Genomic DNA, 25,040 nt, shown 5'->3' with positions numbered 1-25,040 from the left:
ACGAAAATAATTTGTAAATAAGATTGGATATTAAAATTAATTATTTAATTTTCAACTAATTACAATCAACCAATTAACATAATATTAATAGCAATTATTAGTTTTAGAAATATTTATTTCCTAATTTAGTCCCCCAATTTTAACTGAATGAAAAAACTTTTACTTCCTGTACTTTTTTTAACCACATTTATGTCTGCACAAGTTCCTGCCGGATATTATGACGGAACATCGGGATTGACAGGATATGCATTAAAAACAAAACTGCATGATATTATTTCTTCTAAAAATATCAACTGGCATTATGGTGATCTTACCAATTATTATAATCAGACGGATTTGGATAAATATTATGATCACGGCCCAACCAATACAACCATTTTATTAGATATTTATTCTGAAATTCCGAACGGACCTGATGCCTATGAATATACAACGGCAAATATTATCGGTTCAGCAAATGCGGAAGGGTTAGGCTGGAACAGAGAACATATGATGCCGCAAAGTACATTTTACAGTAATTATCCGATGTATTCTGATCTGTTTTATGTTGTTCCGACGGATGCGAGAATTAATCAGCTGAGGAGCAATTATCCATATGGAATCGGAGGTACAACAAATTATTACACCTTTACAAACTCTTCTAAGATTTCAAACAGTGCAATTCCAAACTATGTCTACACAGGCCGGGTCTATGAACCGATCGATGAATTCAAAGGTGACGTAGCGAGAAGCTTACTGTATTTTGCAGTAAGATATGAAGGAAAACTAGGAACTTTTAACTATAACAATAATGCGAATCCTGTCTCTGACACCAATCCTTTAGACGGAACAGAAGAAAGAGCATTTGAGCCCGGTTATATCGCAATGCTTATTCAATGGCATAATCAGGATCCTGTTTCTCAAAGAGAAATTGACAGAAACAATGCAGTTTACAATTTACAGAAAAACAGAAATCCATTTATTGATAATCCGGCTTGGGTAAGTGCAATTTGGGGACAAACTACGGATTCTGTAGCGCCTTCAAACCCAAGCAATTTAACAGTAACTCAAAACAGTGCTTATTTTACAACACTAAGCTGGACACCAAGTACAAGCACAGATGTGATTGGGTACAAAATTTATCAAAACGGAACTTTAATCGGCATCTCGAAAACCAATTCTTTCACAGCAGATCATTTAACACCTTCTACAGCTTATACTTTTACTGTTAAAGCTTATGACAATGGATATTTGCTTTCAGGCGACAGCAATACCATTTCAACAACAACATTAGCAACAGATGTTTATGCAAAAGATTTAATGGTTACAAAATATCTTGAAGGAACAGCCAATAATAAAGCAATTGAAATCACCAATAAAACAGGTCATCCTGTTAATTTAAACGATTACAGATTGTCAATTCAGTTTCCGAGCGGAACAAATTATTATTTTCCGGCACCTTTTGAATTAGAAGGAACGGTTCAGAATAACGAAACTTTTGTGATTTTGAATCCTGAAGCTAACTTTTCCTGTTTCACCATCAATCAGGCAAAATTTGTCACAGCAGCTCCACAAATGACCTTTTCCGGAAGCCAGTATCTGGAGCTGAGATACAAATCGACAACCGTGGATGCAATTGGTACTTCAAGCATTAATAATTCTTCTGTTTTAGGAAATGTGTCTTTATATAGAAAAGCAACAATTAATCAACCTGCAACAACTTTCGATATCAATGAGTGGGATTCGTATGCAAGCAATTATTGCCAGAATTTAGGAACGCTATCAACCTCAGATATTGAATTATTGGCAGAGAAGCAATTTAAAATTTATCCAAACCCTATTAATGAAAACATTTTTGTAAGCGGAAAAACTGAAAATATTCAGAATGCTCAGATTTTAGATTTCTCAGGACAATTGATTTATACAGAAAAAGTTCCGTTTAAGAATAAGAAAAATATCTCTGTACAGAATCTAAAAACAGGTCTTTATTTACTAAAGCTTGATGATAAAGCTTATCAGTTCATTAAAAAATAAAAATAGCAGAATATTAAATACAAAAACTTCGTTCAAAAAATGGCGGAGTTTTCTATTTAACTTAATGATATTTATAAGCAGAAAAGCTAATATTCAATATATATAATCAATTTTACTTATATTTTTTATTTATAAGTAATTATCATTATATTTGCAAAATGATAGCGGTCATTACCGGTGATATAATAAATTCGCAACACGCAGAAACAGAAGTTTGGATCAACAAGCTTAAAAATCTTCTCGAAAAATGGGGAAGCGCTCCTCAAACATGGGAAATCTACAGAGGAGATGAGTTTCAGTTCAAGTGTGGTATTGATGATGTTTTCTGGCGTTTCTTAGCCATAAAATCTCTTATAAAAAGTCAGGAAAATTTAGATGTAAGAATTGCGATCGGCATCGGTCTGGAAAATTTTTCCTCTGAAAAAATCACAGAATCCAATGGTTCGGCTTACGTCAATTCTGGAAGATTATTGAATGATCTGAAAAGCGACGGACACACTGTATCTATTAAGACATCCAACGATTCTGTTGACAGAGATTTAAATATGCTATTAAAATGGGCTTCAAAAGATTTTGATAACTGGACAATGGCAACTTCCGAAATCATTCACGAAATGATCATGAATCAGGATATTACACAGGAAGATCTCGCAAAGAAATTCGCCATTTCACAGTCCTCAATCAGCCAGAGACTGAAACGTGCAAACTACGAGCTGATCGTAGAAACCAATCAATATTTTAGAAAGAAAATTTCAGAATTGTAAGATGATTTTTATTCAACTCATATTGGCACATTTACTCGGAGATTTTATTCTTCAGCCAAATTCTTGGGTTGCAGATAAGGAAAACCGCAAACTAAAAAGTCCTTATTTATACTTTCATGTTCTGATTCACACCGTTTTAAGTTTAATCTTCATGTGGGATTTAAAACTTTGGTGGGTTGCCATATTGGTGGGAGTTTCTCATTTTATTATTGATGCATGTAAATTGAGTTTCCAGAATAATCAGACAAAAAAAAGATGGTTTTTCATTGATCAGGCGCTTCATGTAGCAGTAATTGCCGTTGTTTCTCTTTGTTTTAATGAATTTAATTTTGAATTTTTAAAAAACCAGGAATTTCTGAAAATTGTAATGGGAGCTTTGTTTTTAACGTCACCTGCTTCAATTTTCATAAAAATATTATTGTCTTCATGGACTCCCGTTACGGAAGAAGAAGGAAACCTGCAAACCGAATCTTTATCGAGTGCAGGAAAATATATCGGAATTTTAGAACGATTATTGGTCTTCACTTTTATCGTGGTCGATCTTTGGGAAGGCGTAGGTTTTATGGTGGCAGCAAAATCTGTTTTCAGGTTCAGTGATTTGGCGCAGGCAAAACAGAGAAAACTGACTGAATACGTATTAATCGGGACATTATTAAGTTTCGGAATCGCTGTTTTAACAGGAATTTTAATAAAATAAAATAATAAATCTAACTATAACCGAAAACTTTGAATCTCGAAGTTTTCTAAAGTAAAAAGTAAAAATTATGAGTCAAAAGCTAGAAATGTTGTACGAAGGTAAAGCAAAACAAGTATTTGCTACCGAAAATCCCAATGAAGTAGTAGTACGTTTTAAAGACGATGCTACAGCATTTAATGCTCAGAAAAGAGGTTCTGTAGATTTGAAAGGAGAGATGAACAACGCCATCACTACTTTAATCTTTGAATATTTAAATGAAAAAGGGATTAAAACTCATTTCATCAAACAATTAGACGAAAGAGAGCAATTGGTAAAAAAAGTATCAATTATTCCTTTGGAAATGGTCGTGAGAAACTATTCTGCAGGAAGCATGGCTCAGAGATTAGGAGTTGAGGAAGGAATTAAATCTCCTGTTACTATCTTCGATATCTGCTACAAAAAAGACGAATTGGGAGATCCACTGATCAACGATCACCACGCTGTTTTCTTAGGTGCTGCAACGTACGAAGAGCTTGATGAAATGTATGAATTAACTTCAGACATCAATGAAATCTTAATCGATCTTTTCGACAAAATGAACATCATCTTGGTTGATTTCAAAATCGAATTAGGAAAAACGGCAGATGGTGAAATTATCCTTGCTGACGAAATTTCTCCGGATACTTGCAGACTTTGGGACAAAGATACAATGAAGAAGCTGGATAAAGACAGATTCAGAAGAGATCTTGGTGAAGTTACTGAAGCTTACGTTGAGATCTACAACAGACTGAAAGTTGCTCTTGGCAAGTAGACTTGAGAAGTTAGAGGTTAGATATTCGAAGTTAGTATGAAATCGCACCGGATAGAAGATCTTAAAGTTTGGAGTAAATCCATGGCTCTGGTAAAAGAAGTTTATTTGGTTACGGCAGAATTACCAAGTGAAGAAAAATTTGGTTTACTGTCTCAAATTAGAAGATGTGCTGTTTCAATACCTTCAAATATTGCAGAAGGAGCGGGAAGAAATAATAAGAATGAATTTTATCAATTTCTTGGGATTGCATTTGGTTCAACCTATGAATTACAAACACAGTTACAATTATTGATAGAGTTAGATTTTATTTCTGAAACTAAAATTGTTCCTTTAAAACAACTTTTAGCTGAAATACAGAAAATGATTTATTCATTAAAGACAAGTTTAAAATTATAATTGAAGTTAACTTAGACTAATTTCTAGCATCTAATATCTAACTTCTAATATAGAAAAAATAGAAATGAAAAGTTTAGACATTCATAAAAGTGAATATTTAAAACAGTTTGAAACCCAAACGTATGGAAGAAATCTTTTCAGAACGCAGGAAGAAGAAAGATTAGACGCTCCCAATGAGGAGTGCGGTATCTTCGGAATGTATTCTGATGGTGATTTGGATACGTTTTCGCTTTCACAGTTCGGGCTTTTTGCGCTTCAGCACAGAGGTCAGGAAGCTTGTGGTATTTCTGTTCTTAAAGACGGGAAAATCACGAATATGAAGGATGAAGGATTGGTTTTGGACGTTTATAAAGAGATCGCCGATCCTGAAACTTTTATGGGAAATTCTGCAATCGGGCACACCCGCTACACGACTGCAGGAGACAAAAAGAAATATAATTTCCAGCCGTTTTTCGCAAAAAACGAATATGACCAGATTATCCTTTCGATTGCGCACAACGGTAATTTGACCAATGCGAAGGAACTGAAAGCTCAGTTGGAAGCGGAAGGTGTTGTTTTCAGAGCAACTTCGGATTCTGAGGTTATTTTAAGATTAATTCAGAAAAATCTTGATCTTGGTCTTCGTGGAGCGATTAAAGCAACGATGGAAAAGATTGAAGGAGCGTATTCAGTTGTCGGAATGACGAGAAATAAATTTTTCGCATTCAGAGATTTCAACGGAATCAGACCTTTGGTTTTGGGAGCAATCAACGAAAATTCTTACGTGGTAGCTTCGGAATCTGTTGCTTTAGATGCTGTTGGAGCTCAGTATGTTCGTGATATTTTACCGGGAGAAATTATTTATACCAATGAAAACGAACCTGGAAAACTTCACTCGATCATGGTGGATGAATCAAAGGCAAAACAAAGAATCTGCTCTTTCGAGTACATTTATTTCGCAAGACCTGACTCATCTTTAGAAAATATCAACGTTTACGAAATCAGGGAAAAATCTGGGGAGAAAATCTGGGAACAGGCTCCGGTAGAAGCTGATGTTGTCATTGGAGTTCCGGATTCCGGAGTTCCTGCTGCGATTGGTTTTTCTAAGGCTTCAGGAATTCCTTTCCGTCCGGTTCTGATTAAAAACAGATACATCGGAAGATCTTTCATTGTACCGACTCAGGAAATGAGAGAAAGGGTAGTGAACCTGAAACTGAACCCGATTATTTCTGAAATTAAAGATAAAAGAGTAGTAATCATCGACGATTCTATCGTTCGTGGAACAACTTCGAAAAGATTGGTTAAGATCCTGAAAGATGCAGGGGTGAAGGAAATTCACTTCAGAAGTGTTTCTCCGCCGATTATTGCGCCTTGTTATTTAGGAATTGATACGCCTTCGAAAGACGATTTGATTTCTGCCAATATGACCACAGAAGAGCTTAGAGATTATTTGGGAGTAGATTCTCTTGAATTCTTAAGCACAGAAAACTTAAAAGTAATTTTAGGTTCTGCCAACCACTGTTTCGGGTGTTTTACAGAGGAATATCCTGTAGGAAAAGGAGAAGAGGTAGAGTTATTTAATTAATTCTTAATTATATAAAATAGAAAAGGTCAGAACTCGTTTTGAGATCTGACCTTTTTTAGTTTTAAATTATCTTAGAATTTATAAGCAACCCCAACCTGGAATAGATTATTTCTGATCGCATCACCAGGATTGTTTTCTGCAATATCCGTAACTCCGGCAACGAATCTAGCGGTAAGTCCGAATTTCTGATCAAAATAATAACCAGCACCAAGACCTATACCAAGATCAAAACCTTTGAATAGATCATCTACATCTGCAGAACCTGCATCACCTTTAACTTTTTTGTTGATTGCAAAACTAAACTGTGGGCCAGCTTCTACATACAATTTTGGTAAAAGGTTATATTGAAGCATCACAGGAACAGAAATGTAATCAAGATTCAACCTTACATCAGACATTCCTTCAAACTTGGCACCCATCCCGTTGTATAAAACCTCAGGCTGAACACTGAATGAACTTGCAACAGGAATGTTTGCAAAAACACCACCGTAAATTCCGGCTTTTGCTTTGAAAGCATCATCATTGATTGAAGCCACGTTTAATCCGGCTTTAACTCCGAATGTTACAGATGAAGAAGATTCTTTAGCTTTTTCCTGAGCAAAAGATAATGAACTTACAGCGATAGCAAGTCCTAAAAATAGTTTTTTCATAGCTTTCGTTTTTAATTTGTTTATTATTGAAAAACTATCGCAATTTGCATCAAAAATCTTGCCAATTTATAATTAAAATCAAATAAAAATGTCAGATTCATTACAGAATCTGACATTTTTTTATTGAAATTAAGATTGTTTTTTCTTAGAATTTAAATGCTAAACCTACCTGGAATACATTATTTCTGATGGCATCAGAATTACCTTGTCTGTTTTTAGCAATATCAGTAACACCAGCTACATATCTTGCAGTCAGACCAATGTTATCTGTAAAATAATAACCAGCTCCTAAACCGATACCAACATTAAATGTGTTGAAATTATCCTTATAGTTTCCTGATTCTGCCAATACATCATTATTGGTTTCATTTTTAGCTTTATTCTTTGCGCTTACCATAAAACCAAACTCAGGACCTGCTTCAACGTATAAATTTGGAATAAAGTTATACTGGAACATTACCGGAACTGTAATATAGTCTAAATGATTTGCATAAGAATATCTGTTACCTGCCACTACATAATCATACTTATCACCATATTGAGAATATAAAACCTCCGGCTGGATGCTGAAAGATTCTGCTACAGGAATATTGGCAAATACACCTGCGTTAAAACCTATTTTAGATCCCTGATCTTCCAATGTTTCATCATTAGATAATGAAGAAACGTTCATCCCTGCTTTAATCCCGAATTTTACTGGTGAAGCAGAAGACGAAGTCGTTTGTGTAGTCTGAGCAAAAGCCAAAGATGTTGACAATACTGCTATTCCTAAAATTAACTTTTTCATAACTTAAATTTTTAATATTTACTAATTCTAATTTTTCTAATTTTAAATTTTACTACCAAACTTTTTGAGTTTGACGATTCGAATCTTTCAAATTGCTTGCCAAAACTATTTCTGCATATTTTAAACAAACAAAAAATACCCTTCTAAAAGTGAAGAGTATTTCGTAATGTTTTAAAAGTCAATATATTAATTTAGAATCAGATATTATGTTATGAATATAAAATTTATTATAAACTGGTTTAAAATTTTAGTTTAAAATCTAAAATCCGCTAATATTTTTATAGAAATTAATCGATTTTTGAATATTTTCTGTCGAACATTGATGGTCGAAAACACAAGAACCAATTCCCGAAAGCAATGAAAAGTTAATTTTTGCATCTGTATTTTTCTTATCATTCAGCAATAAATCGAAAATTTTATCTTCTTTAAATCCTGTAATATCAATATAAGAGAAGTATCTCGCTATGTTTTCTGTAATAATTTCACAATCTTCTTTATTTATTAAACCTTCAAGATAGGAAAGATGAGCTTCACAAATCATTCCTAAAGCAACTGCTTCACCGTGAAGAATCAGATTCTCACTTTCAAGACATAAACTTTCAATAGCATGACCAATCGTATGCCCGAAATTCAGAGTTTTTCTCACATTTTTCTCATGGAAATCTGCATTGACAACTTCCTGTTTAATTTCCAGCGACTTACGAATAAAAGGTTCAACTCCAACCGGATCTAAATGTTGAAGCTGAATTAGATCTTCCCAATGTTTTTTATCGGCAATCAAACCATGCTTCAGCATTTCGGCAAAACCGCTTTTCAGTTCTTTTGCAGGAAGTGTATTTAAAAATCCCGGATAAACATAAATCTGTTCAGGAAAAGAAAAAGTTCCCACCATATTTTTATAATGCATCAAATCAATTCCGGTTTTTCCACCGATTGAGGCATCACACATCGAAAGTAAAGTGGTCGGAATATTAATAAATTGAATTCCTCTTTTGTAAGTTGATGCTACAAAGCCGCCCATATCGGTAATTACACCACCACCAAGATTAATAACCAAAGCCTTTCTGTCTGCACGCATTTCGGTCAGAATCTCCCAAAGCTGATTTGCCGTCTGAATATTTTTCATCTCTTCACCTGCTTCAATTTCAAGAATTTCAAAAGCAATATCTGTTTCTAAATTTCCTAAAAGTACGGGAAGACAATATTCATGTGTATTTTCATCCACCAAAATAAAAACTTTGCTGAATGATTTTTCGGTCATGAATTGATTAAGCTGCGAAAAATTTTCATCTAATAAGGTAATCATTGTATGATTTTTTAATAATTAAAGATATACTGTGCTACAAAGTTATGATTCTTAATTTTTAACTCGTTACTAAATTGACTATCTTTGCACAAATATTTAGCATGAGCAGAGACCATAATTCAGGAAGACCCAAGAAACCAAGAAGTTCAACAAGAAATAATTCTGATGATTCTCGCGCTTCAAGATCAGGAAACTCCGGATCAAAACCTTTCAAAAAATCTTTCCCTAAAGCAGGAGAAAGAAATTCGGATTCCAGAAAAAGCGGTGGCACGAGTTACCAGGATCGAATGGACAAGAAATTCGGAAAAACTGAACAGAAAGACTTTATTACCAATTCGAGTGAAGAAAGAAAAACTTTTGGAAAATCTGCTCCGAAAAGAGGCGGAAGCAGACCCAATTCTTTTGACACCAGAGATAAATACGAAAGAGGTAGTCTGAAATACGGCAGAAGACCGGGAACTGAAAGCAGAGAAGACAAAAATAAATCTTTCGTTCAGAAAAGAAGACTGAGCAAAATTGATAAAGATATTCATAAAGATACCATCCGTCTTAATAAATACATTGCCAACTCAGGAATTTGCAGCAGGAGAGAAGCTGATGAGCTGATTACTCAAGGTTTGGTAGAAGTAAACGGAAAAGTGGTAACTGAAATGGGTTATCAGGTTCAGAAAACCGATAAAGTTGTTTTTGACGGACAAAATATTACTCCTGAAAAACCTGTTTATGTTCTTCTAAATAAACCAAAAGGATATATTTCTACCACAAAAGACGACAAAGCAAGAAAAACTGTAATGGATTTGGTTGCAAATGCCTCTCCATACAGAGTTTTCCCTGTTGGAAGACTTGACCGTTCTACAACCGGAGTCATCCTGTTGACAAACGACGGGCACATGACGAAGAAATTAACGCACCCATCTTTTGATGCTAAAAAAATCTATCATGTTACTTTAGATAAAAAATTAACGCACGAAGATATGAAGCTTATTGCTGAAGGAATCCGTTTGGATGAAGGGGTTGCAACAGTTGATCAGATTTCTTTTATTGAAGGAAAACCTAAAAATGAAGTAGGAATTGAAATTCATATCGGCTGGAATCGTGTCATCAGAAGAATTTTCCAAAGATTAGGGTATGAAGTTGAAGCGCTTGACAGAGTAATGTTTGCTGGATTAACCAAGAAAAACATCAAAAGAGGTCATTGGAGAATTTTATCGGAACAGGAAGTGAATAACTTGAAAATGCTTTAAAGAGTTATATGTTTCGAATTATGAGTTATGAATTTTGATTCTGCTCATAATTTTAAATTAAAAAGAAGAAAGACGTTGAATTTGTTCAACGTCTTTTTTATGTAAGAAAATGAGTAAAATTTTCAGCTTGAAAAATTATAACTCATAATTAATAATTCATAACTTAAAAAACTATCCCAAAACCGTCACTCCTTTCTGCAGCATTTCAAAAATGGCATCTTTTCCGTTATCCGGTTTTACATTCACAGCACGGGTTCCATTGAAATGAAGACAAGTAATATAACCATTCGCAACTGCGTCCAGACAAGTAAATTTCACACAATAATCTAAAGCTAAACCAACGATTTCCACCAATTGAATATCATGGTATTTCAGGAAATCATCCAATCCTGTTTTCATAAAATGATTGTTGTCCTGAAAGCCACTATATGCATCAATCTCGGTATTTTTTCCTTTTTGAACAATGTGGGTTACTTTATCACGATTTAAGTCTTTATGAAATTCTGCTCCGAAAGTTCCTTCAATACAATGATCCGGCCACATAAACTGCGGAACACCATTCAAAATAATGCTTTCACCAACTTTTCTTCCGTTGTTGCTGGCAAAACTTTTATGATTTGAAGGATGCCAATCCTGAGTAAGAACAACCTGCTCGTAATTATTTTCTTCCATAAGAAGATTGATGTAAGGGATTATCTCGTTAGCTCCAGGAACCGCAAGCGCTCCTCCTTCACAGAAATCATTCTGTACATCGACTATTATTAATGCTTTTTTCATATCTAAGATGATCGAATTTTTGATAAATGTATAAAAATTATTACTCAAAAAATTATCCAAAAACGAATTATCGGACAAAACGGCATTCTGAAAAGTATTTAAATCTTTAAAACCATTCTCCAATAGTTTATCTTTGTAATAAATAAAGTTTATATGTCATTTGAATCATTAGGATTATCAAGCAATATTATTCGTTCTGTTAAAAAAATAGGCTACTTAAAACCTTTTCCGATTCAGGAGCAAGCCGTTCCTGTTATTTTAAAAGGAAAAGATCTGATGGGAATTGCACAGACCGGTTCAGGGAAAACAGCTTGTTTTGTAATGCCTATTTTAGAGAAACTACAAAATGCAGAAGCTAAAAAAGACCGTAATATTCAGATTTTGATATTGGTTCCTACACGAGAACTGGCAATTCAGATTGATGAGGTTTTCAAAGCTTTTACTGAAAATCTGAAACGTGAAATCCGTACAATGGCAGTTTATGGCGGAGTTTCTATTAATCCACAGATGAAAGGCATGTTTGGCGTTGAAGTTCTTATTGCTACTCCAGGCCGTTTATTGGATTTGATCGATCATAATGCTTTGAGTATTTCCCAAATTCAGCATTTGGTTGTTGACGAAGCAGATAAAATGTTTCAACTGGGTTTCGGTGAAGAAATGAATAAACTTTTTGCCATGATGCCTGTTACAAAACAAGTCACATTATTTTCAGCGACCCTAAATGACAAAGTTTCTGAAATAAAAGAAAGGTTATCAGTTAATCCTGTTATTATTGAAATAAAGAAAGACGAAGTAGAAATTGACAATATCGAGCAATTGGCATATCATGTTGCTCCAGAAAACAAAGGTCCCTTTTTAAGATATTTAATTAAGGAAAAGAAGGTTGAGAAAGCTTTAATTTTTGTTTCATCAACAAGATCTGCAGATAATTTAGTAGAAAAATTAAAGAAAAATAAGATAAAAGCTGTTGCCATCCACAGCCAAAAATCGCAGGGCGCGCGCAGAAATAACCTGGAAGAATTTAAAGTAAATGGGGCACAAATTCTGGTTGCAACAGATTTAATTGGCCGGGGAATCCACATCGAATCTTTGCCATGTGTTATTAACTATGAATTGCCTCGTTCACCCTTAGATTATGTTCACAGAATCGGAAGAACAGGTCGTGCCGGAGAAACAGGAACAGCCATTTCAATTCTCACCGATGATGAGTTGCAGCATTTCAGAGTGATTCAAAAGAAAATGGGAAAAAAAGTTGCACTGCAAAGAACGGAAGGAATCGATTTGCATGGTTATTAATTTTTTCTTGCTTTATTGAGATGATTTTATTTACTAAATATTAAACTCTATAATTAAAGATGAACAACTTAGAGCAAAAGAAATATCCGATGGGGCGGTTTGAAGTTCCTGAAGATATTTGTGACATCAAATTAAACGATTATATAAAAGTCATTAAAAATTTTCCGGACAGATTAAAAAATCTGATTGAGAATTTCAATGATGAACAGCTTGACACTCAGTACAGGAAAGGCGGCTGGACGGTGAGACAACTTATCAATCATATCGCAGACAGCCATATCAACAGTTTGATGCGTTTAAAATTAGCTCTTACCGAAGAGAATCCTACCATAAAACCTTACGACGAAGCAAAATGGGCAGAACTTCAGGACAGTGTAAATATGCCTATAAAACCTGCTATGCGAATGATTAAAGGCACTCATCAAAGATGGACACATCTGCTAAAATCGATGACGAATAAACAATTTGAAAGAACTTTTCACCACCCTGAGCAAAATAAAAATTATGATCTGAGAACCTATCTTGCTCACTATGTGTGGCACTGCAATCATCATTTTGCTCATATAGAAAACCTAAAGAAGGAAAAAAACTGGCAGTGAAAAGTCTTCATAAAGAAAATGATTTCAACGAAATGAAAATAAGAATTGCCAGGCTTTCAGAAGATTCAAAACGAAAGTGGGGAAGAATGAACGCAGCACAAATGCTGTGTCATTGTAATCTTATTCTTCAGATTTCTCTAAAAAAGATCGAATTACCAGAGATTAACATCCTTTTCAGAACCATTGGTATATTCACAAAAAAAGAAATGCAGATATTCGATAACGGAATTCCGCACAATATGCCATGTTTTCGAAAAGTAATCGTTAATTTTGAATGTGATTTTGAACAGGAAAAAACAAAACTTCTAAAAACTCTTGATGAGTATCAGGAAGCATTCAGGAGGAATCAACTTCCGGGCAGACATGTACTTTTCGGAAAAATGACAGAAAAAGACTGGGGATTTCTGGAGTATAAACATCTTGATCATCACTTAAAACAGTTTAGTATATGAGTTTTATAGATAAAATATTTGGCGGAAAACAGGAACAGGGAGACACAAAATCTTTCTGGAAGACTATAAAATCTGAAGACGATTTAGAGAAGGCAATTAAAGAATCTTATGAACATAAGGTTGCGATTTTTAAACATTCTACAAGCTGCTTTATCAGTAAAACGGTTCTGAAAAACTTTGAAAAAGAAATAGAAACTTCCGAAGATCAGAATGCAAGCTTCTATTTTCTGGATCTTCTTGCTTTCAGAGCTATTTCGAATAAAATTGCTGAAGATTTCGGAATCCGTCATGAAAGCCCTCAACTTATTGTAATCGAAAACGGAAAACCCATCAGCAACGCATCTCATCAGGATATATCTTTAAGCCAGATCGCTATATGACAAACATTCAGAATTATTTAGCCAAAGTTTTTGAAGTTCCTGCCGATAAACTGAACATGTGTACTTTGCAATATGAATCTAAAAAAATCGCAAAACACGAATTTCTTCTGCAACACGGTGAAGTTTGCCGAAACACATTCTTTGTCGAAAAAGGTCTTCTGAGAATGTATTCTATCGACAAAAACGGTAAAGAGCATATCATACAGTTTGCTCCGGAAAACTGGCTGATTGGTGACCGAAGCAGCCTTTATTTTAACGAAAAATCTAATTATTTTATTGAAGCGGTGGAAGATTCTGAAGTTTTGTTTCTGCAGCCTGATTTTTTCAATAAGCTTTTAGAAGAATTTCCGAACAGTATTGAAAGAAATGATCTGATTATTCAGAAACATGTAAAAAGTTTACAGGATAGGATTAATTCTTTATTAGGAGAAACTGCGGAAGAAAGATATTTAAAATTCATTAAAATGTATCCTGATCTCTTACTGAGAGTTCCGCAATGGATGATTGCTTCGTATTTGGGAATCACTCCCGAAAGTTTAAGTCGTGTACGAAAAGAACTGGCCAAAAAGAATTTTGTTACCGATAAATAAAAATCATATTTAAAACAATAAAATCACCACACCAAACAACTAATCGTTGTTCAGTGTGGTGATTATTCTATTAAGATATTCTTGTTCCCTTAACACTTTTTCGTAAGACTGTTTTGCATAAGAAGGCGAGAGCTGAAAACCGTCAGAATGAATCTGATAACTGTCATTTTCAACATATCCTGTAAAATTCACCGTATATTCGTGAATAAACTTTTCTATTACCTTCCTTTTAATTTCGCACAATGTACTGTTCTTAATTTTCTGCAGAGAATTTAGGATAAAAGATTTATCTCCATTGAAATTAATTACCTGTGTAATCATTGCAAAATTGCTTATCGGCTTATTATTCGTTTCATGAACAACAGCGTGCGGATCATCTTCGAATATCATGATTTTTAGTTTTAAGGGGTTAAACTTTAAAGAATAATTTTAAACAGTAGCTTTACCTTCAACTCCGTCGGAGTTATCGGTTTTATTTCCGGTAAGAGCTGCAGTCACAAAGGTTATCATACTTACCAATTTACCTGCTTTTGTATCCCAATAATAGGTATCTTTCGGCTCTACACGAATGATGGTAACTGTAGGATCGTCTTTACCGTCGAACCAGGCGTTTGCCATTGCAGACCATTTTTCTTCGATGGTGGAGCGGTCTTTATAAATAGATGCTTCACCAAATACAGATAGATATTCCGAATCCGAATTATTCATAAATATGAGCTGCACTCTTTTATCATCTTTAATCTCAAAATTTTTGTTGCTGGTATCACTGCTGATAAACCAGAGATTTCCGGTTTCATCGGTTTCCTGCAGACTCATAGGACGTGTATTGATTGGGAAATTTTCAAGATTGGTACAGAACATACATATTTTTGCTTTTTCTGAAATCTCTTTAATTTTTTTTACCGCTTCTTTGTGAATTAAGTTTTCTGTTGACATAATATTTATATTTTGTTATTGTGGTGTATTGAGAATTTTTTTCTCGGTATTTTTTTTGGATTCAAAAACCTAACCAAAATATAAAATTGCTAAAAAAAATATTATATTAATACAAAAAAACAATAATTTAACATTTATAACATACAATAATACTGATTTAGAAGATTATTATGATCTGAATCATAATACGATTCAACATAATATAGTATATTTGTAGACTAGTTTTTATTTTTAATTTAAACTAAAAATACCACCAAAAAAATATTATGAAAAAATCAGTATTAATCTTATTAATGGGGTTAATCGTTTTGAGCTGTAGTAAAAAAGGATCTGAAACGCAGACCGATACAGCAGATACGATTGCTCCCGGAACAGTTCCGGTGCAACCTGACACCATGTCAAATCCAGCAATTCCGGAAGATAGCCCAGTCACAACCATCCCGGAGGATTCTGCTCAGACAACCAGATAAGCTGGGAAGTAATGATCATATTTATGAGGTTTCATAGATATTCATCATACTAATTTTTGTACAAGTTTATATTAAATTTTTAATGGTTAAACTGAAATAATTATATTCAATGAGTATAAAAGATTTTGATATTTATTAATACTAAATACCGGAATTCAGTAAAATATTAAATACTGACACTATTTATTCCGACGCTATCACGTTACTTTAAACACTGTTTCACCCAAATATTTACTCATATCTTTTGTGAAGATTACCATCACAACCACTTCAAAACATTAGAAATTATGGTTATCAGTCAAAAAATTCTCGAATCTGCGGGAGCTGTCACCAAAAACTTCGGTCCCTCGGAAAACATTTTTACTGAAGGCGAATCTGCCAATTATTATTTTCAGATCGTTTCAGGAACTGTTAAAATGAACAATTATGACGAATCAGGAAAAGAAAGCATCCAAACCCTTCTGAAAGACGGAGACTGTATCGGAGAATCGCTTCTCTTTACGGACAGAAAATATCCCATGAATGCTGTTACCCTGAATCCATGTGAAGTCTTAAGCCTGAAGAAAGAGAAATTTCTTTCATTATTGGTTGAAAATCCGAAACTTTGTTTTGATATGAACAAATGGCTATCAGAAAATCTGTATTTTAAACAGATTATGGCACAGAATATGTCTTCACAAAGTCCGAAAGTAAAGCTTAAAACTTTAATGGATTATCTGAAGAGCAAGGAACCTGAAGATAAGAAATTCAGGTTTCAAATCCCGTTAACGAGGCAGCAAATGGCCAGCCTTACAGGTCTTTGTGTGGAAACTGTTATCAGAACACTCAAAAAAATGGAAAAAGAAGGCAGATTGCTGATCGAAAACGGTAAAGTCTTATACTAAACATTTTAAAATTGATACATCATGAAAACAATAAGTTGTATGAAGATCGATGAACAGCTGTTAACATCTTACAGCGCAGAGATCAGAACGTATAATGAGAAAGAAGCAATTTTTCTTGAAGGTGATTCACCTGCTTATTATTTTCAAATTGTTGAGGGTTATGTGAAAGTAAATAATTACAATGAAGAAGGTAGAGAATTTATTCATAACATTCTTGGGAAAGGGCAGAGCTTCGGAGATCCGCTTCTTTTTATCGATAAGCATTACCCTGCCAATGCCTATGCATTAAAACCCAGCACGATTATTCGTTTACCACGAAAAAATTTCATCAATTTAATTAAAGAACATCCCCACGTCTCGATGGAGATGAATGCGTGTCTGTCTCACCGCCTGTATTATAAAATGATCATGGTACAAAATATGGCTTCACAGCAGCCTTCAGCAAGAATCACAGGTCTTTTTGATTACCTGAAAAGTTATACAGATTGTGAAGACATCCATTCATTCAACATAAGGCTTACCCGACAGCAGATTGCCGATCTCACGGGTCTTCGTGTGGAAACAATCATTCGAACACTAAAGAAAATGGAACAGGAGAATCTTGTAAAGATAGAAGACAGAAAGATTTATTATTGATTCATGACTTAGATCATAAATTTGTAGGACATTTCAGTTATACATTTGGGTATGCTTCTAAAGAATTAATTCACTCTTTATAATGTGAAATAAGAAGCTGAAATAACCACCAAAATATAAAATATGATAACCGGATCTACAAGAAAAGTCTGCACAGATTATCATCTGTGCGTTACTGAATTTCATCAGAAATTTAACCTCAAGCTTTATTCATAATTTTTACTTTACGGATTACCTCTTTGTGGAGAAGAGGTAATCTTTATATCGTCGGTTTATTTTAGCCGAGCCAATCTATCGTAAACCAACACCAGATCAAATATGAATTCAATTAAAATTTTAAAAATTCTTCAGGAGGAAGATGATTTTACCGAAATACCTAACCACGGAATGTGGATAGAAGATTCTTCCAGAATCTTTGCAAAAGAAATCAGAGACAATATTTTTCTTCTTTTTGTCATAAATAATGATCTTCAGCAAGAATCTGTTAAAGCCATGATTGCAAAATTCGACAGTATGGAAAAGATCACGCTTAAAGAGCCCAAACAAATCATGTTTTATCTTACACTTCAAAAGCTTGAAGACCTGCATTACTTCGAAAAGTATATGAACATCTCACAATTTCACTAAACAAAAAACATATGGAATTTCAGGAAAACCTACTCAATTATATCAGTGAAGCACTAATCACTACAAATGAAACCATTTCTATTGCTGAAAGTGTGACATCCGGATTGTTTCAGCTTGCCTTCTCGCAGATGCCTAATGCCGGAATGTTTTATAAAGGCGGTATTACTGCGTATAATCTGGCTCAGAAAGTTAAACTTTTGAATGTAGATTATGATGAGGCAAGTTTTTGCGACTGTGTTTCAGAGAAGATAGCAGAAACCATGGCCATCAACGTAGCCAAAATGTTCGAAACCGATTGGTCGATTGCCGTTACAGGATATGCAAATCCGATCAGAAACTCTACTTTTAAATTATATTCTTATTATTCTTTTTCTTATAAAGGTGAAATTATTTTAACTAAAAAACTTGAACTTCATCCTAAAACCCAGGCTTTAGAAGCTCAGCAATACTATACAGAATTTATTTTAGGCTGCTTTAAAAGCGAAATCACTAAAGTTCTAATACTAAATAATCATTAAAAATAATATGAAATCTACGTTTGCAATTCTTACACTTTTTCTCTTAGGCTTTGCTGCATGTTCGTGCCGATGTGACTTTGAAGAAGATGAAGCAAAGAACAGAAAGCCCGATCAGATACAAAAAAAGTAAAATTTCAGAACAGAAAGGTCTTTGTTAAGCTAAGAATAACTTATCATTTTCATCTCAGGTTTATTGATTTAATAAAAAATCTTTCTGTTCTGTATTTTCAAAACACCGGTTTTCTCCATGTTTTTAATAACTCTTATTACCGTTTCTACACTTAGCCCGGTAAGTGAAGCAAGCTGTTGTCTCGTTAAAGGAATCTGCAAAGCGTACTGTGACTGATCTTCATGATGAAACTTTAGATAATTCATTAAAGTCAACAGTTTGTCGGTGGGATTATGAAAAGCCATACTCTGCATCATCACAAATTTATAATGCATATGCTCCGCCAGACAAGGGATAATGTCTGAATAAACTTCAGGATGATTTTTTAAAATCTCAAAAAAATGTACTTTCGGAAGTCTTATCACTTCACACTCAGTCTCTGCAACAGCATTTACAGGATAGTTTTTAGAAATAAAAAGAGAAGAAAGACCAATGCTGTGACCTTTTATAAGAATACCCTGAATAAATTCTTTTCCCGCTTCATTATAATTATTGAGTTTTACCTTTCCTTCAATTATCAGAAAAAAAAATGCAGGTACATCACCTTCAGAAAAAATAATATCTTCAGCATCGTAAGTTCTTAACTCTGCTCCAAAAGAAAATAAAATATCTTCATTTATCATATCATAGGGATTAATTAATCTAAAATTTTAATCAATACTCTTACAAACGCAGTGAGAGAAGAATTTTTAGAATTGTAAAGAAAAAGCAATTTTATACAAAAGTGAATTATTTACCTACCACACAGATACCACACTATTTATTAAAGCGAAAAATAATTGCTGAAAATAAAATTTTAAACGGAAATGAAAGTTTTTATTAATTTAAAAAAGTAAAATGCCAGAAAAAGTAAAAGGATTGATTAGAATCATAAAAACAAATATAAAAAATCCGATACATTTGAATCAGCAATATCAAAGGATAAACTCTTGTTTTAAAATTCATAAGAATTAGAATTAAAATCTAAAATATCCGGATATTTCACAAAACAATACCGGAATTCCCGGAACAAAATTTGAAAATAGAAAAATAAGAACGTTAATCAAGTTAAGATTGAGCAGACCTTAATTAATGATAGAGAAAAATTCTTCCATACGATGAATAAAAATAACGAAAAACAGCAAGACCTTAAAGCAGAAAATTACAACACAAAAATTTTGGCTGACGAAGAGATCATAAGACTTGCCAAAGAAAACTCGCCGCGCCTTTTAAGTAAATTTAAATCTGCATATCCCGATTTTTTTGAAAAATTGGCTACAATTAATGCCAACCTACAGAATTCGGAAATTATTTTTTGTATTTATCTCAAGTTGAGATTGAGTACAAAAGAAATTGCAATTTATACTTTTGTAACTCCTAAAGCAATTCAGAACAGAAAAAACAGACTGAGAAAAAAACTCGGCATCTCTTCAGATACCGATATTTATAAATGGTTTGACAATTTATGAAATTTTAAATCTCATAAATCTCAGCATCCGTAAACACATAGAATCTTCCTTTTTTAGGGAGATTTTTTGTATCTAATCCTGTAAACTCGCTGAAAGCGGGAAGCAATAATTGACTTTCTGAAACAACAAAACAAGGTAGTTTGATATTTTTCACCGAGGAATTGATAACAAATCCCGGATGAATATGTCCGGTAATCTGAAATTTCTCATTCTTTTTCTGAAAATCGTGAACAAAAATAAATTCTTCAATTTCGAGAAATTCATCTCTGAAATTCAGGCAAAGTTTGGCTTCCAGTTTTTTTGAAATTCTGTCGTGATTGCCTTCTATCAGATGAAATTCAAGGTTTGGAAATTGGTTTTTCCATTCGCAGAATTTGTCGACACCTGAATTATCTCCGGCGTGCAATAAATCACCAACCACAAGGAATTTTTCGGGTCTAAAATATTCGATGAGCACGGATAATCTTTGCAAATCGTTTTCGAAAACCTGATCGGAGAGGGCAATTCCATTTTTGCGGAAATGAGCGGTTTTTCCGATGTGCAAGTCGGATAGAATCAACGCTTTTTCTTTTTTCCAAAACAAGGCACGCTGATTGGTTAAGGTAAAAACTTCGTTTTTTATGTTGATATTTTTAGTTACTATTTTCATAATTAAATAAACATAATCTTTGTCATTCCGTAGGAAACCTAGCGTAGCGGTTCGACGAAGTCAATCTAAACAGCTGAGATTCCCACGGAATGACAAAAACACTGCAAAATTCACAAAAACAAATATTATTTTTTCTTCGCCTGTTGAATCAGTTTTTGAATTCTGGAATCCAAATCTTCACTCGTCAAAGTCTGTCGCAAACTGTCTACTTTTATCGGGAAACTCAGTGGCGTAAAAGCGTTTGCAAATTTCAGGATAATTTTTGATTTTTCGATTCTTTTGAATGCTTCCACAAGTCGCTGTTCCTGCAACTGCATATTGAAAACTTCCATATAAGCCTGTCGTACAAGGAAATGATTCGGGTCGTGGTCTTCCAGAACTTTGAAAATAAGACCTGCCGAACTTTGCAGAGATTTGTTGGAGCGCTGTTGTCCGGGAAAATTCTGAACAACCATCCCGGAAATCACCGCGATATCCCGGAATTTCCTTCTTGCCATTTCTGCCGCATTGATGCTGGAAATCACATCGGTCATCAGGTTTTCCCTCGTTAAAATTTTGTCTAAATTTTCTTCATTAAGCGGAATCTCTTTATCACTGAACAATTCAAAACCATAATCATTCATCGCCATCGAAAAAGAAATCGGAGCCAGCTTTGAAATCCGGTAAGCAATCAATGCAGCCATTACTTCGTGCACCAAACGACCCTCGAAAGGATACATAAACAGATGATAACCTTCACGGTTCTTAATCAATTCCACCAAAAATTCATTATCCTTCGGAATGTGCGACCGTTCTTCCTGATTAACCAGAAGCGGATGCAGGAATTTCAGTTCTTTTTCAGAAGCTTTCGGATTAAGCGCTCCGGATAATTTTTCACGTAAAAACTGACCGAGATTAGAACTCAATGGTAATCTTCCGCCTAAATAACTAGGAGCCTGCGCTTTTCCTTTCGAAGCCCGAACGAAAACCGTCATATCTTTGATCATCGCCACTTCCAAAACTCTTCCGGCCAAAATAAATTTCTCTTCTTTCTTTAATCTCGAGATAAAATATTCCTCAACCATTCCGATGTACCCGCCGGAAATAAATTTTACTTTCAGCATCGCATCGCTCACAATTGCGCCCATATTCATCCGGTGCAGCATCGCTATTCTTCGGGAAGTTACTTTGTGCAGACCGTCTTCCATTACCACGACTTTATGGTATTCTTCGTAGCTTTTCAGCGCGCTTCCGCCAATTGTGAGAAAATCAATCATCGATTTCCATTCTTCGTCCGTCATTTCCTGAAAAGTGTAAACCTGCTTGATTCTTTCATAGGTTTCTTCGGGATAAAATCCGTCGCCAATAGCCAAAGTCATCAGAAACTGAACTAAAACATCGAAGCATAAAACCTGTGGTTCACGAGGCTCAATCACATTTTGTTTGACGGCTTCTTTCAGGGCTGAAACTTCAATCAATTCCAAAGAATGGGTCGGGACACAATAGATTTTTGAAGTTTCAAAAGGGGAGTGACCGCTTCGTCCGGCACGCTGCAGAAACCTCGCAACACCTTTTGCAGAGCCAATCTGAATAACCGTATCAACAGGTTTAAAATCAATTCCTAAATCCAGAGACGACGTTGAAACAACTGCTTTCAGTTTTCCTGAACTTAAATTTTCTTCAATCCAAATTCTCAGATGTGCATCAATCGAACTGTGATGGATAGCAATTTGTCCGGCAAAATCTGGATAAGCATTGAGTAATAATTGATACCACATTTCACTCTGGCTTCTCGTATTGGTAAAAACAATCGTTGATTTTGATTCGAGAATAATCGGAACGACTTTATCTGCTAATTTTTGTCCGAGATGTCCTGCCCAAGGCAAAATTTCAACTTCATTCGGAAAGACGGAAAGAATCTCAATTTTCTTATGTTCTTTAGCGGTAACTTTTGTCTTTTTGATGTTGTAAGGAATCAGAACTTCCATCGCTTCATCCAGATTTCCGATGGTTGCCGTAATTCCCCAAATCTTCGTTTTGGGAACATAATTTCTTAATTGTGAAATCCCCAGTTCCACCAAACGCCACGTTTTGAACCCAATAATTCGTGCCATTCATCTACAACAATCGTCTGTAAATTTGTAAAAAAACGCTGATGATTTTTCTGCCCGAGAAGAAGCTGTAAACTTTCGGGAGTTGCCACGAGAATTTCGGGCATATTTTTGACCTGTTGTTGCCGGACTTTCGGGTCGGTGTCGCCGTTTCGAACTCCAACTGTCCAGTCTAATCCGATTTCATCAATCGCTTCCTGCATTGCTTTGGCGATATCTTTTGAGAGGGAACGGAGCGGAGTAATCCAAATCATTTTCAGTCCCTTTTTATAGTTGTCGGGATGATTCAGGAAGTCTGTAATTAAAGCTAAGAAAACGGAATAGGTTTTCCCAAATCCGGTCGGCGCAACCACCATTCCGCTGTAACCATTTCCGAATTTCTGCCAAGTCTGAATCTGAAATTTAAAAGGCGAAATACCTTTATCGCTCATCCAGTTTTGAATGATTTTGTAGCCGTCGGTATTTTCGAATGTTGTCAAATTATTTTTTATTTTGAACCACAAAAGTCACAAAAGATGTTAGCGGTTGTTTAAGTTATTCAAAAGTTCAAAAAAGCTGTATGGATAGTCTTTTATGAACTTTAATTTTCATTTATTAAAACTTAAAAAACTTTTGTGCCTTTTGTGGTTAAATTTTACTGTATCAATTTTTTTATTTCTTCCAAATCATCAATTTCATCAACCGTTTTATCTTTTCGCCATCTCAGGATTCTTGGGAAACGCAAGGCAACACCACTTTTGTGGCGATTACTGAAACCGATTCCTTCAAAAGCAATTTCGAAAACCAGTTCAGGTTTTACGGTTCGAACCGGACCAAATTTCTCGATCGCATTTTTATTCACGAACTTGCTGACTTCCATAATTTCCTTATCTGTTAATCCGGAATACGCTTTGGCAATTGTGACTAATTTATCCTCGTTTTTAACGGCAAAAGTATAATCGGTGTAATATGCGCTTCTTCGTCCGCTGCCTTTTTGGGCGTAAATCAAAACCGCATCAATGGTTAACGGATTAATTTTCCATTTCCACCAGTCGCCTTTTTTTCGTCCGGAATGGTATGGAGAATTTTTCTGTTTCAGCATCAGACCTTCACTGTTGATTTCTCTGGAACTTTCCCTGATTTGGTCTAATTCGTTCCAATCTTCAAACTCAATTTGTTGTGAAATTCTGATGTTTTCAGGGCCTTCGTTCAGTAATAATTCTTCCAGCATTGCACGTCTTCCGGAAATCGGTTTTTCCCGCAAATCGTTGCTTTCCAATTCTAACAAATCATAAGCAAAAACCTGAATCGGAATGTCGGAAAGCATTTTCTTGGTTAGAGTTTTTCGGTTGAGACGCTTTTGTAATTCATTGAAATTTAAAACTTTATTATCTTTTACAGCCAGAATTTCTCCGTCAATAACAAAATTACCTTTCATCTGTTGAACCACTTCTTTGATTTCAGGAAACTGTTCGGTAATCAGCTCTTCGCCTCTTGACCAGATAAAAACTTCGTCATTTCGTCTGATGATTTGACCACGAATTCCGTCCCATTTGTATTCAATCAACCATTCATCGGGCGTTCCGAGTTCTTCCAAATCTTTTTCCAAAGGATAAGCCAGACAAAAAGGATAAGGTTTTGAATTGTCGGGATTGACGTTTTCTGCTGAAATCAATTCCTGAAAAGAAACTTCATTCGGCAACCATTTCCCCATCAAACTGTGCATCAAGGCACTGGATTCCTGTTCGGAAAATTTAGTCAGGGCATTAATCAAAGTCTTATCTGAAACGCCAATTCTGAAACTTCCGCCCAGCAATTTGTTAAAAATCAAACGTTCTGTATAATCCAAACCGTTCCAGGAATTCAGAACAAATTCCTTTTTCTCGAGGTCAGTTTTTGTTTTAAGGTTGATAATATCATTCATCCATTCCGATAAAGTATGTTCGATTTTTTCGGTTGGAGGCGGAAGAATTAAGGACAATGTTTCTCCCAAGTCGCCGACCGAAGAATAACTTTCCTGAAACAGCCAAAACGGCAATTGCGTGATTTCCAATGCCCATTCTTTCATATAATTGGTGTTCACGTTTCGTTTCGGTCTTTTCCCCGTAAACAAAGCGATGAACCAGACTTTATCTTCATCAGGCGCGCGTTCCAGGTAATCGATGATGGCATCGATTTTAGCGTTGGTTTTGTTGGTGCTTTCGAGAGCGTTGATGAGTTCAGCGAAATGTCTCATTTCTAAATTTTTATTATTTTGGGCAGCTTAATCTGCCTTCCGTTCCCAAACCTAACGGAGTGTTTCGACGTAGTCCATCTTTTTTACAAGACA

The 25,040-nt window shown here is 34.8% G+C and carries 29 protein-coding genes; 18 read left to right on the top strand and 11 right to left on the bottom strand.

Annotated features, from left to right (window positions below; all coding sequences use genetic code 11):
• The first annotated feature begins 147 nt into the window (after nt 1-147).
• The 6 genes from ACR1PN_RS10170 to purF all read left to right on the top strand — a co-directional run bounded on the left by ACR1PN_RS10170 (nt 148) and on the right by purF (nt 6,224).
• Nucleotides 148-2,013 carry an endonuclease gene (locus ACR1PN_RS10170; protein ID WP_433979953.1) on the top strand — a complete coding sequence of 622 codons (1,866 nt, stop codon included), beginning with the start codon at nt 148-150 and terminating at the stop codon, nt 2,011-2,013.
• Between the two features lie 158 nt (nt 2,014-2,171).
• Nucleotides 2,172-2,777: a SatD family protein gene (locus ACR1PN_RS10165; RefSeq protein WP_378171738.1), complete on the top strand. Its 606-nt coding sequence runs from the start codon at nt 2,172-2,174 to the stop codon at nt 2,775-2,777.
• A 1-nt stretch (nt 2,778) separates the two neighbouring features.
• Entirely contained in the window at nt 2,779-3,474 is a 696-nt protein-coding gene (locus ACR1PN_RS10160; protein ID WP_433979952.1) for a DUF3307 domain-containing protein, read from the top strand.
• A gap of 67 nt (nt 3,475-3,541) precedes the next feature.
• Nucleotides 3,542-4,264: a phosphoribosylaminoimidazolesuccinocarboxamide synthase gene (gene purC, locus ACR1PN_RS10155; RefSeq protein ID WP_034676282.1), complete on the top strand. Its 723-nt coding sequence runs from the start codon at nt 3,542-3,544 to the stop codon at nt 4,262-4,264.
• A 36-nt stretch (nt 4,265-4,300) separates the two neighbouring features.
• Nucleotides 4,301-4,660 carry a four helix bundle protein gene (locus ACR1PN_RS10150; RefSeq protein ID WP_378171732.1) on the top strand — a complete coding sequence of 120 codons (360 nt, stop codon included), beginning with the start codon at nt 4,301-4,303 and terminating at the stop codon, nt 4,658-4,660.
• 64 nt (nt 4,661-4,724) lie between these two features.
• On the top strand, nt 4,725-6,224 hold the full coding sequence (purF, locus tag ACR1PN_RS10145; RefSeq protein ID WP_433979951.1) for an amidophosphoribosyltransferase: 1,500 nt from the start codon (nt 4,725-4,727) through the stop codon (nt 6,222-6,224).
• Nucleotides 6,225-6,295: 71 nt separating this feature from the next.
• Here purF and ACR1PN_RS10140 read toward each other — a convergent pair whose 3' ends face one another.
• From ACR1PN_RS10140 to aroB, 3 genes are all read right to left on the bottom strand, one after another.
• Nucleotides 6,296-6,874 carry a porin family protein gene (locus ACR1PN_RS10140; RefSeq protein WP_433979950.1) on the bottom strand — a complete coding sequence of 193 codons (579 nt, stop codon included), beginning with the start codon at nt 6,872-6,874 and terminating at the stop codon, nt 6,296-6,298.
• A gap of 145 nt (nt 6,875-7,019) precedes the next feature.
• Entirely contained in the window at nt 7,020-7,661 is a 642-nt protein-coding gene (locus tag ACR1PN_RS10135; protein ID WP_378171727.1) for a porin family protein, read from the bottom strand.
• A 259-nt stretch (nt 7,662-7,920) separates the two neighbouring features.
• Nucleotides 7,921-8,967, bottom strand: a complete 1,047-nt coding sequence (aroB, locus tag ACR1PN_RS10130; protein ID WP_433979949.1) for a 3-dehydroquinate synthase — start codon at nt 8,965-8,967, stop codon at nt 7,921-7,923.
• A 101-nt stretch (nt 8,968-9,068) separates the two neighbouring features.
• On the opposite strand from aroB, the gene ACR1PN_RS10125 reads away from it, so the two are divergent.
• Nucleotides 9,069-10,211: a pseudouridine synthase gene (locus ACR1PN_RS10125; RefSeq protein ID WP_433979948.1), complete on the top strand. Its 1,143-nt coding sequence runs from the start codon at nt 9,069-9,071 to the stop codon at nt 10,209-10,211.
• Between the two features lie 171 nt (nt 10,212-10,382).
• Here the strand turns inward: ACR1PN_RS10125 and pncA are convergent, their stop codons facing one another.
• Entirely contained in the window at nt 10,383-10,988 is a 606-nt protein-coding gene (gene pncA, locus ACR1PN_RS10120) for a bifunctional nicotinamidase/pyrazinamidase (RefSeq protein WP_433979947.1), read from the bottom strand.
• A gap of 153 nt (nt 10,989-11,141) precedes the next feature.
• Between pncA and ACR1PN_RS10115 the strand changes: the two genes are divergently transcribed.
• The 5 genes from ACR1PN_RS10115 to ACR1PN_RS10095 are packed head-to-tail and all read left to right on the top strand — an operon-like array spanning nt 11,142 to nt 14,305.
• Entirely contained in the window at nt 11,142-12,284 is a 1,143-nt protein-coding gene (locus ACR1PN_RS10115) for a DEAD/DEAH box helicase (protein ID WP_433979946.1), read from the top strand.
• A 59-nt stretch (nt 12,285-12,343) separates the two neighbouring features.
• The gene (locus tag ACR1PN_RS10110) at nt 12,344-12,883 is read left to right on the top strand and encodes a YfiT family bacillithiol transferase (RefSeq protein ID WP_433979945.1); all 540 of its coding nucleotides are present in this window, start codon (nt 12,344-12,346) and stop codon (nt 12,881-12,883) included.
• Nucleotides 12,880-13,335, top strand: a complete 456-nt coding sequence (locus tag ACR1PN_RS10105; RefSeq protein WP_433979944.1) for a DUF1569 domain-containing protein — start codon at nt 12,880-12,882, stop codon at nt 13,333-13,335. Before ACR1PN_RS10110 ends, ACR1PN_RS10105 begins: the two co-directional genes overlap by 4 nt.
• Nucleotides 13,332-13,715, top strand: coding sequence for a bacillithiol system redox-active protein YtxJ (ytxJ, locus tag ACR1PN_RS10100; RefSeq protein WP_378171719.1), 384 nt, complete (start codon nt 13,332-13,334; stop codon nt 13,713-13,715). Before ACR1PN_RS10105 ends, ytxJ begins: the two co-directional genes overlap by 4 nt.
• A complete protein-coding gene (locus ACR1PN_RS10095) occupies nt 13,712-14,305 on the top strand; it encodes a Crp/Fnr family transcriptional regulator (protein WP_034676264.1) in 594 nt (197 codons plus the stop codon). Before ytxJ ends, ACR1PN_RS10095 begins: the two co-directional genes overlap by 4 nt.
• A 39-nt stretch (nt 14,306-14,344) precedes the next feature.
• Here ACR1PN_RS10095 and ACR1PN_RS10090 read toward each other — a convergent pair whose 3' ends face one another.
• Together ACR1PN_RS10090 and ACR1PN_RS10085 are read right to left on the bottom strand one after the other, a co-directional pair.
• A complete protein-coding gene (locus tag ACR1PN_RS10090) occupies nt 14,345-14,695 on the bottom strand; it encodes a hypothetical protein (protein WP_433979943.1) in 351 nt (116 codons plus the stop codon).
• Between the two features lie 39 nt (nt 14,696-14,734).
• Nucleotides 14,735-15,241, bottom strand: coding sequence for a pyridoxamine 5'-phosphate oxidase family protein (locus ACR1PN_RS10085; protein WP_378171717.1), 507 nt, complete (start codon nt 15,239-15,241; stop codon nt 14,735-14,737).
• 266 nt (nt 15,242-15,507) lie between these two features.
• Between ACR1PN_RS10085 and ACR1PN_RS10080 the strand changes: the two genes are divergently transcribed.
• The 5 genes from ACR1PN_RS10080 (at nt 15,508) to ACR1PN_RS10060 (ending at nt 18,376) form a co-directional block, all read left to right on the top strand.
• Entirely contained in the window at nt 15,508-15,711 is a 204-nt protein-coding gene (locus tag ACR1PN_RS10080; protein WP_433979942.1) for a hypothetical protein, read from the top strand.
• A 287-nt stretch (nt 15,712-15,998) separates the two neighbouring features.
• Nucleotides 15,999-16,595 (top strand): Crp/Fnr family transcriptional regulator, encoded by a 597-nt coding sequence (locus tag ACR1PN_RS10075; RefSeq protein WP_433979941.1) that lies wholly within the window; start codon nt 15,999-16,001, stop codon nt 16,593-16,595.
• A gap of 21 nt (nt 16,596-16,616) precedes the next feature.
• Entirely contained in the window at nt 16,617-17,231 is a 615-nt protein-coding gene (locus ACR1PN_RS10070; RefSeq protein ID WP_378171714.1) for a Crp/Fnr family transcriptional regulator, read from the top strand.
• A 318-nt stretch (nt 17,232-17,549) separates the two neighbouring features.
• On the top strand, nt 17,550-17,858 hold the full coding sequence (locus ACR1PN_RS10065; protein ID WP_433979940.1) for a hypothetical protein: 309 nt from the start codon (nt 17,550-17,552) through the stop codon (nt 17,856-17,858).
• Between the two features lie 11 nt (nt 17,859-17,869).
• On the top strand, nt 17,870-18,376 hold the full coding sequence (locus ACR1PN_RS10060; RefSeq protein WP_433979939.1) for a CinA family protein: 507 nt from the start codon (nt 17,870-17,872) through the stop codon (nt 18,374-18,376).
• 198 nt (nt 18,377-18,574) lie between these two features.
• Here the strand turns inward: ACR1PN_RS10060 and ACR1PN_RS10055 are convergent, their stop codons facing one another.
• A complete protein-coding gene (locus tag ACR1PN_RS10055; RefSeq protein WP_433979938.1) occupies nt 18,575-19,168 on the bottom strand; it encodes a Crp/Fnr family transcriptional regulator in 594 nt (197 codons plus the stop codon).
• Between the two features lie 474 nt (nt 19,169-19,642).
• Between ACR1PN_RS10055 and ACR1PN_RS10050 the strand changes: the two genes are divergently transcribed.
• Nucleotides 19,643-19,993, top strand: a complete 351-nt coding sequence (locus ACR1PN_RS10050) for a helix-turn-helix transcriptional regulator (protein ID WP_433979937.1) — start codon at nt 19,643-19,645, stop codon at nt 19,991-19,993.
• 4 nt (nt 19,994-19,997) lie between these two features.
• On the opposite strand, the gene pdeM is transcribed toward ACR1PN_RS10050, so the two are convergent.
• The 4 genes from pdeM to ACR1PN_RS10030 all read right to left on the bottom strand — a co-directional run bounded on the left by pdeM (nt 19,998) and on the right by ACR1PN_RS10030 (nt 24,947).
• Nucleotides 19,998-20,642 (bottom strand): ligase-associated DNA damage response endonuclease PdeM, encoded by a 645-nt coding sequence (gene pdeM, locus ACR1PN_RS10045; protein WP_433979936.1) that lies wholly within the window; start codon nt 20,640-20,642, stop codon nt 19,998-20,000.
• Between the two features lie 125 nt (nt 20,643-20,767).
• Nucleotides 20,768-22,735 carry a helicase-related protein gene (locus ACR1PN_RS10040; protein WP_433979935.1) on the bottom strand — a complete coding sequence of 656 codons (1,968 nt, stop codon included), beginning with the start codon at nt 22,733-22,735 and terminating at the stop codon, nt 20,768-20,770.
• On the bottom strand, nt 22,675-23,211 hold the full coding sequence (locus tag ACR1PN_RS10035; RefSeq protein WP_433979934.1) for a DEAD/DEAH box helicase: 537 nt from the start codon (nt 23,209-23,211) through the stop codon (nt 22,675-22,677). Before ACR1PN_RS10035 ends, ACR1PN_RS10040 begins: the two co-directional genes overlap by 61 nt.
• A 155-nt stretch (nt 23,212-23,366) precedes the next feature.
• Nucleotides 23,367-24,947, bottom strand: coding sequence for an ATP-dependent DNA ligase (locus ACR1PN_RS10030; protein WP_433979933.1), 1,581 nt, complete (start codon nt 24,945-24,947; stop codon nt 23,367-23,369).
• Nucleotides 24,948-25,040 lie beyond the last annotated feature (93 nt).

Source organism: Chryseobacterium sp. RLHN22, assembly GCF_051011795.1.
GTDB classification, from domain to species: domain Bacteria; phylum Bacteroidota; class Bacteroidia; order Flavobacteriales; family Weeksellaceae; genus Chryseobacterium; species Chryseobacterium zhengzhouense.
Note: the sequence above shows the minus strand (reverse complement) of the source record. Positions and strands in the feature narration are given on the sequence as shown.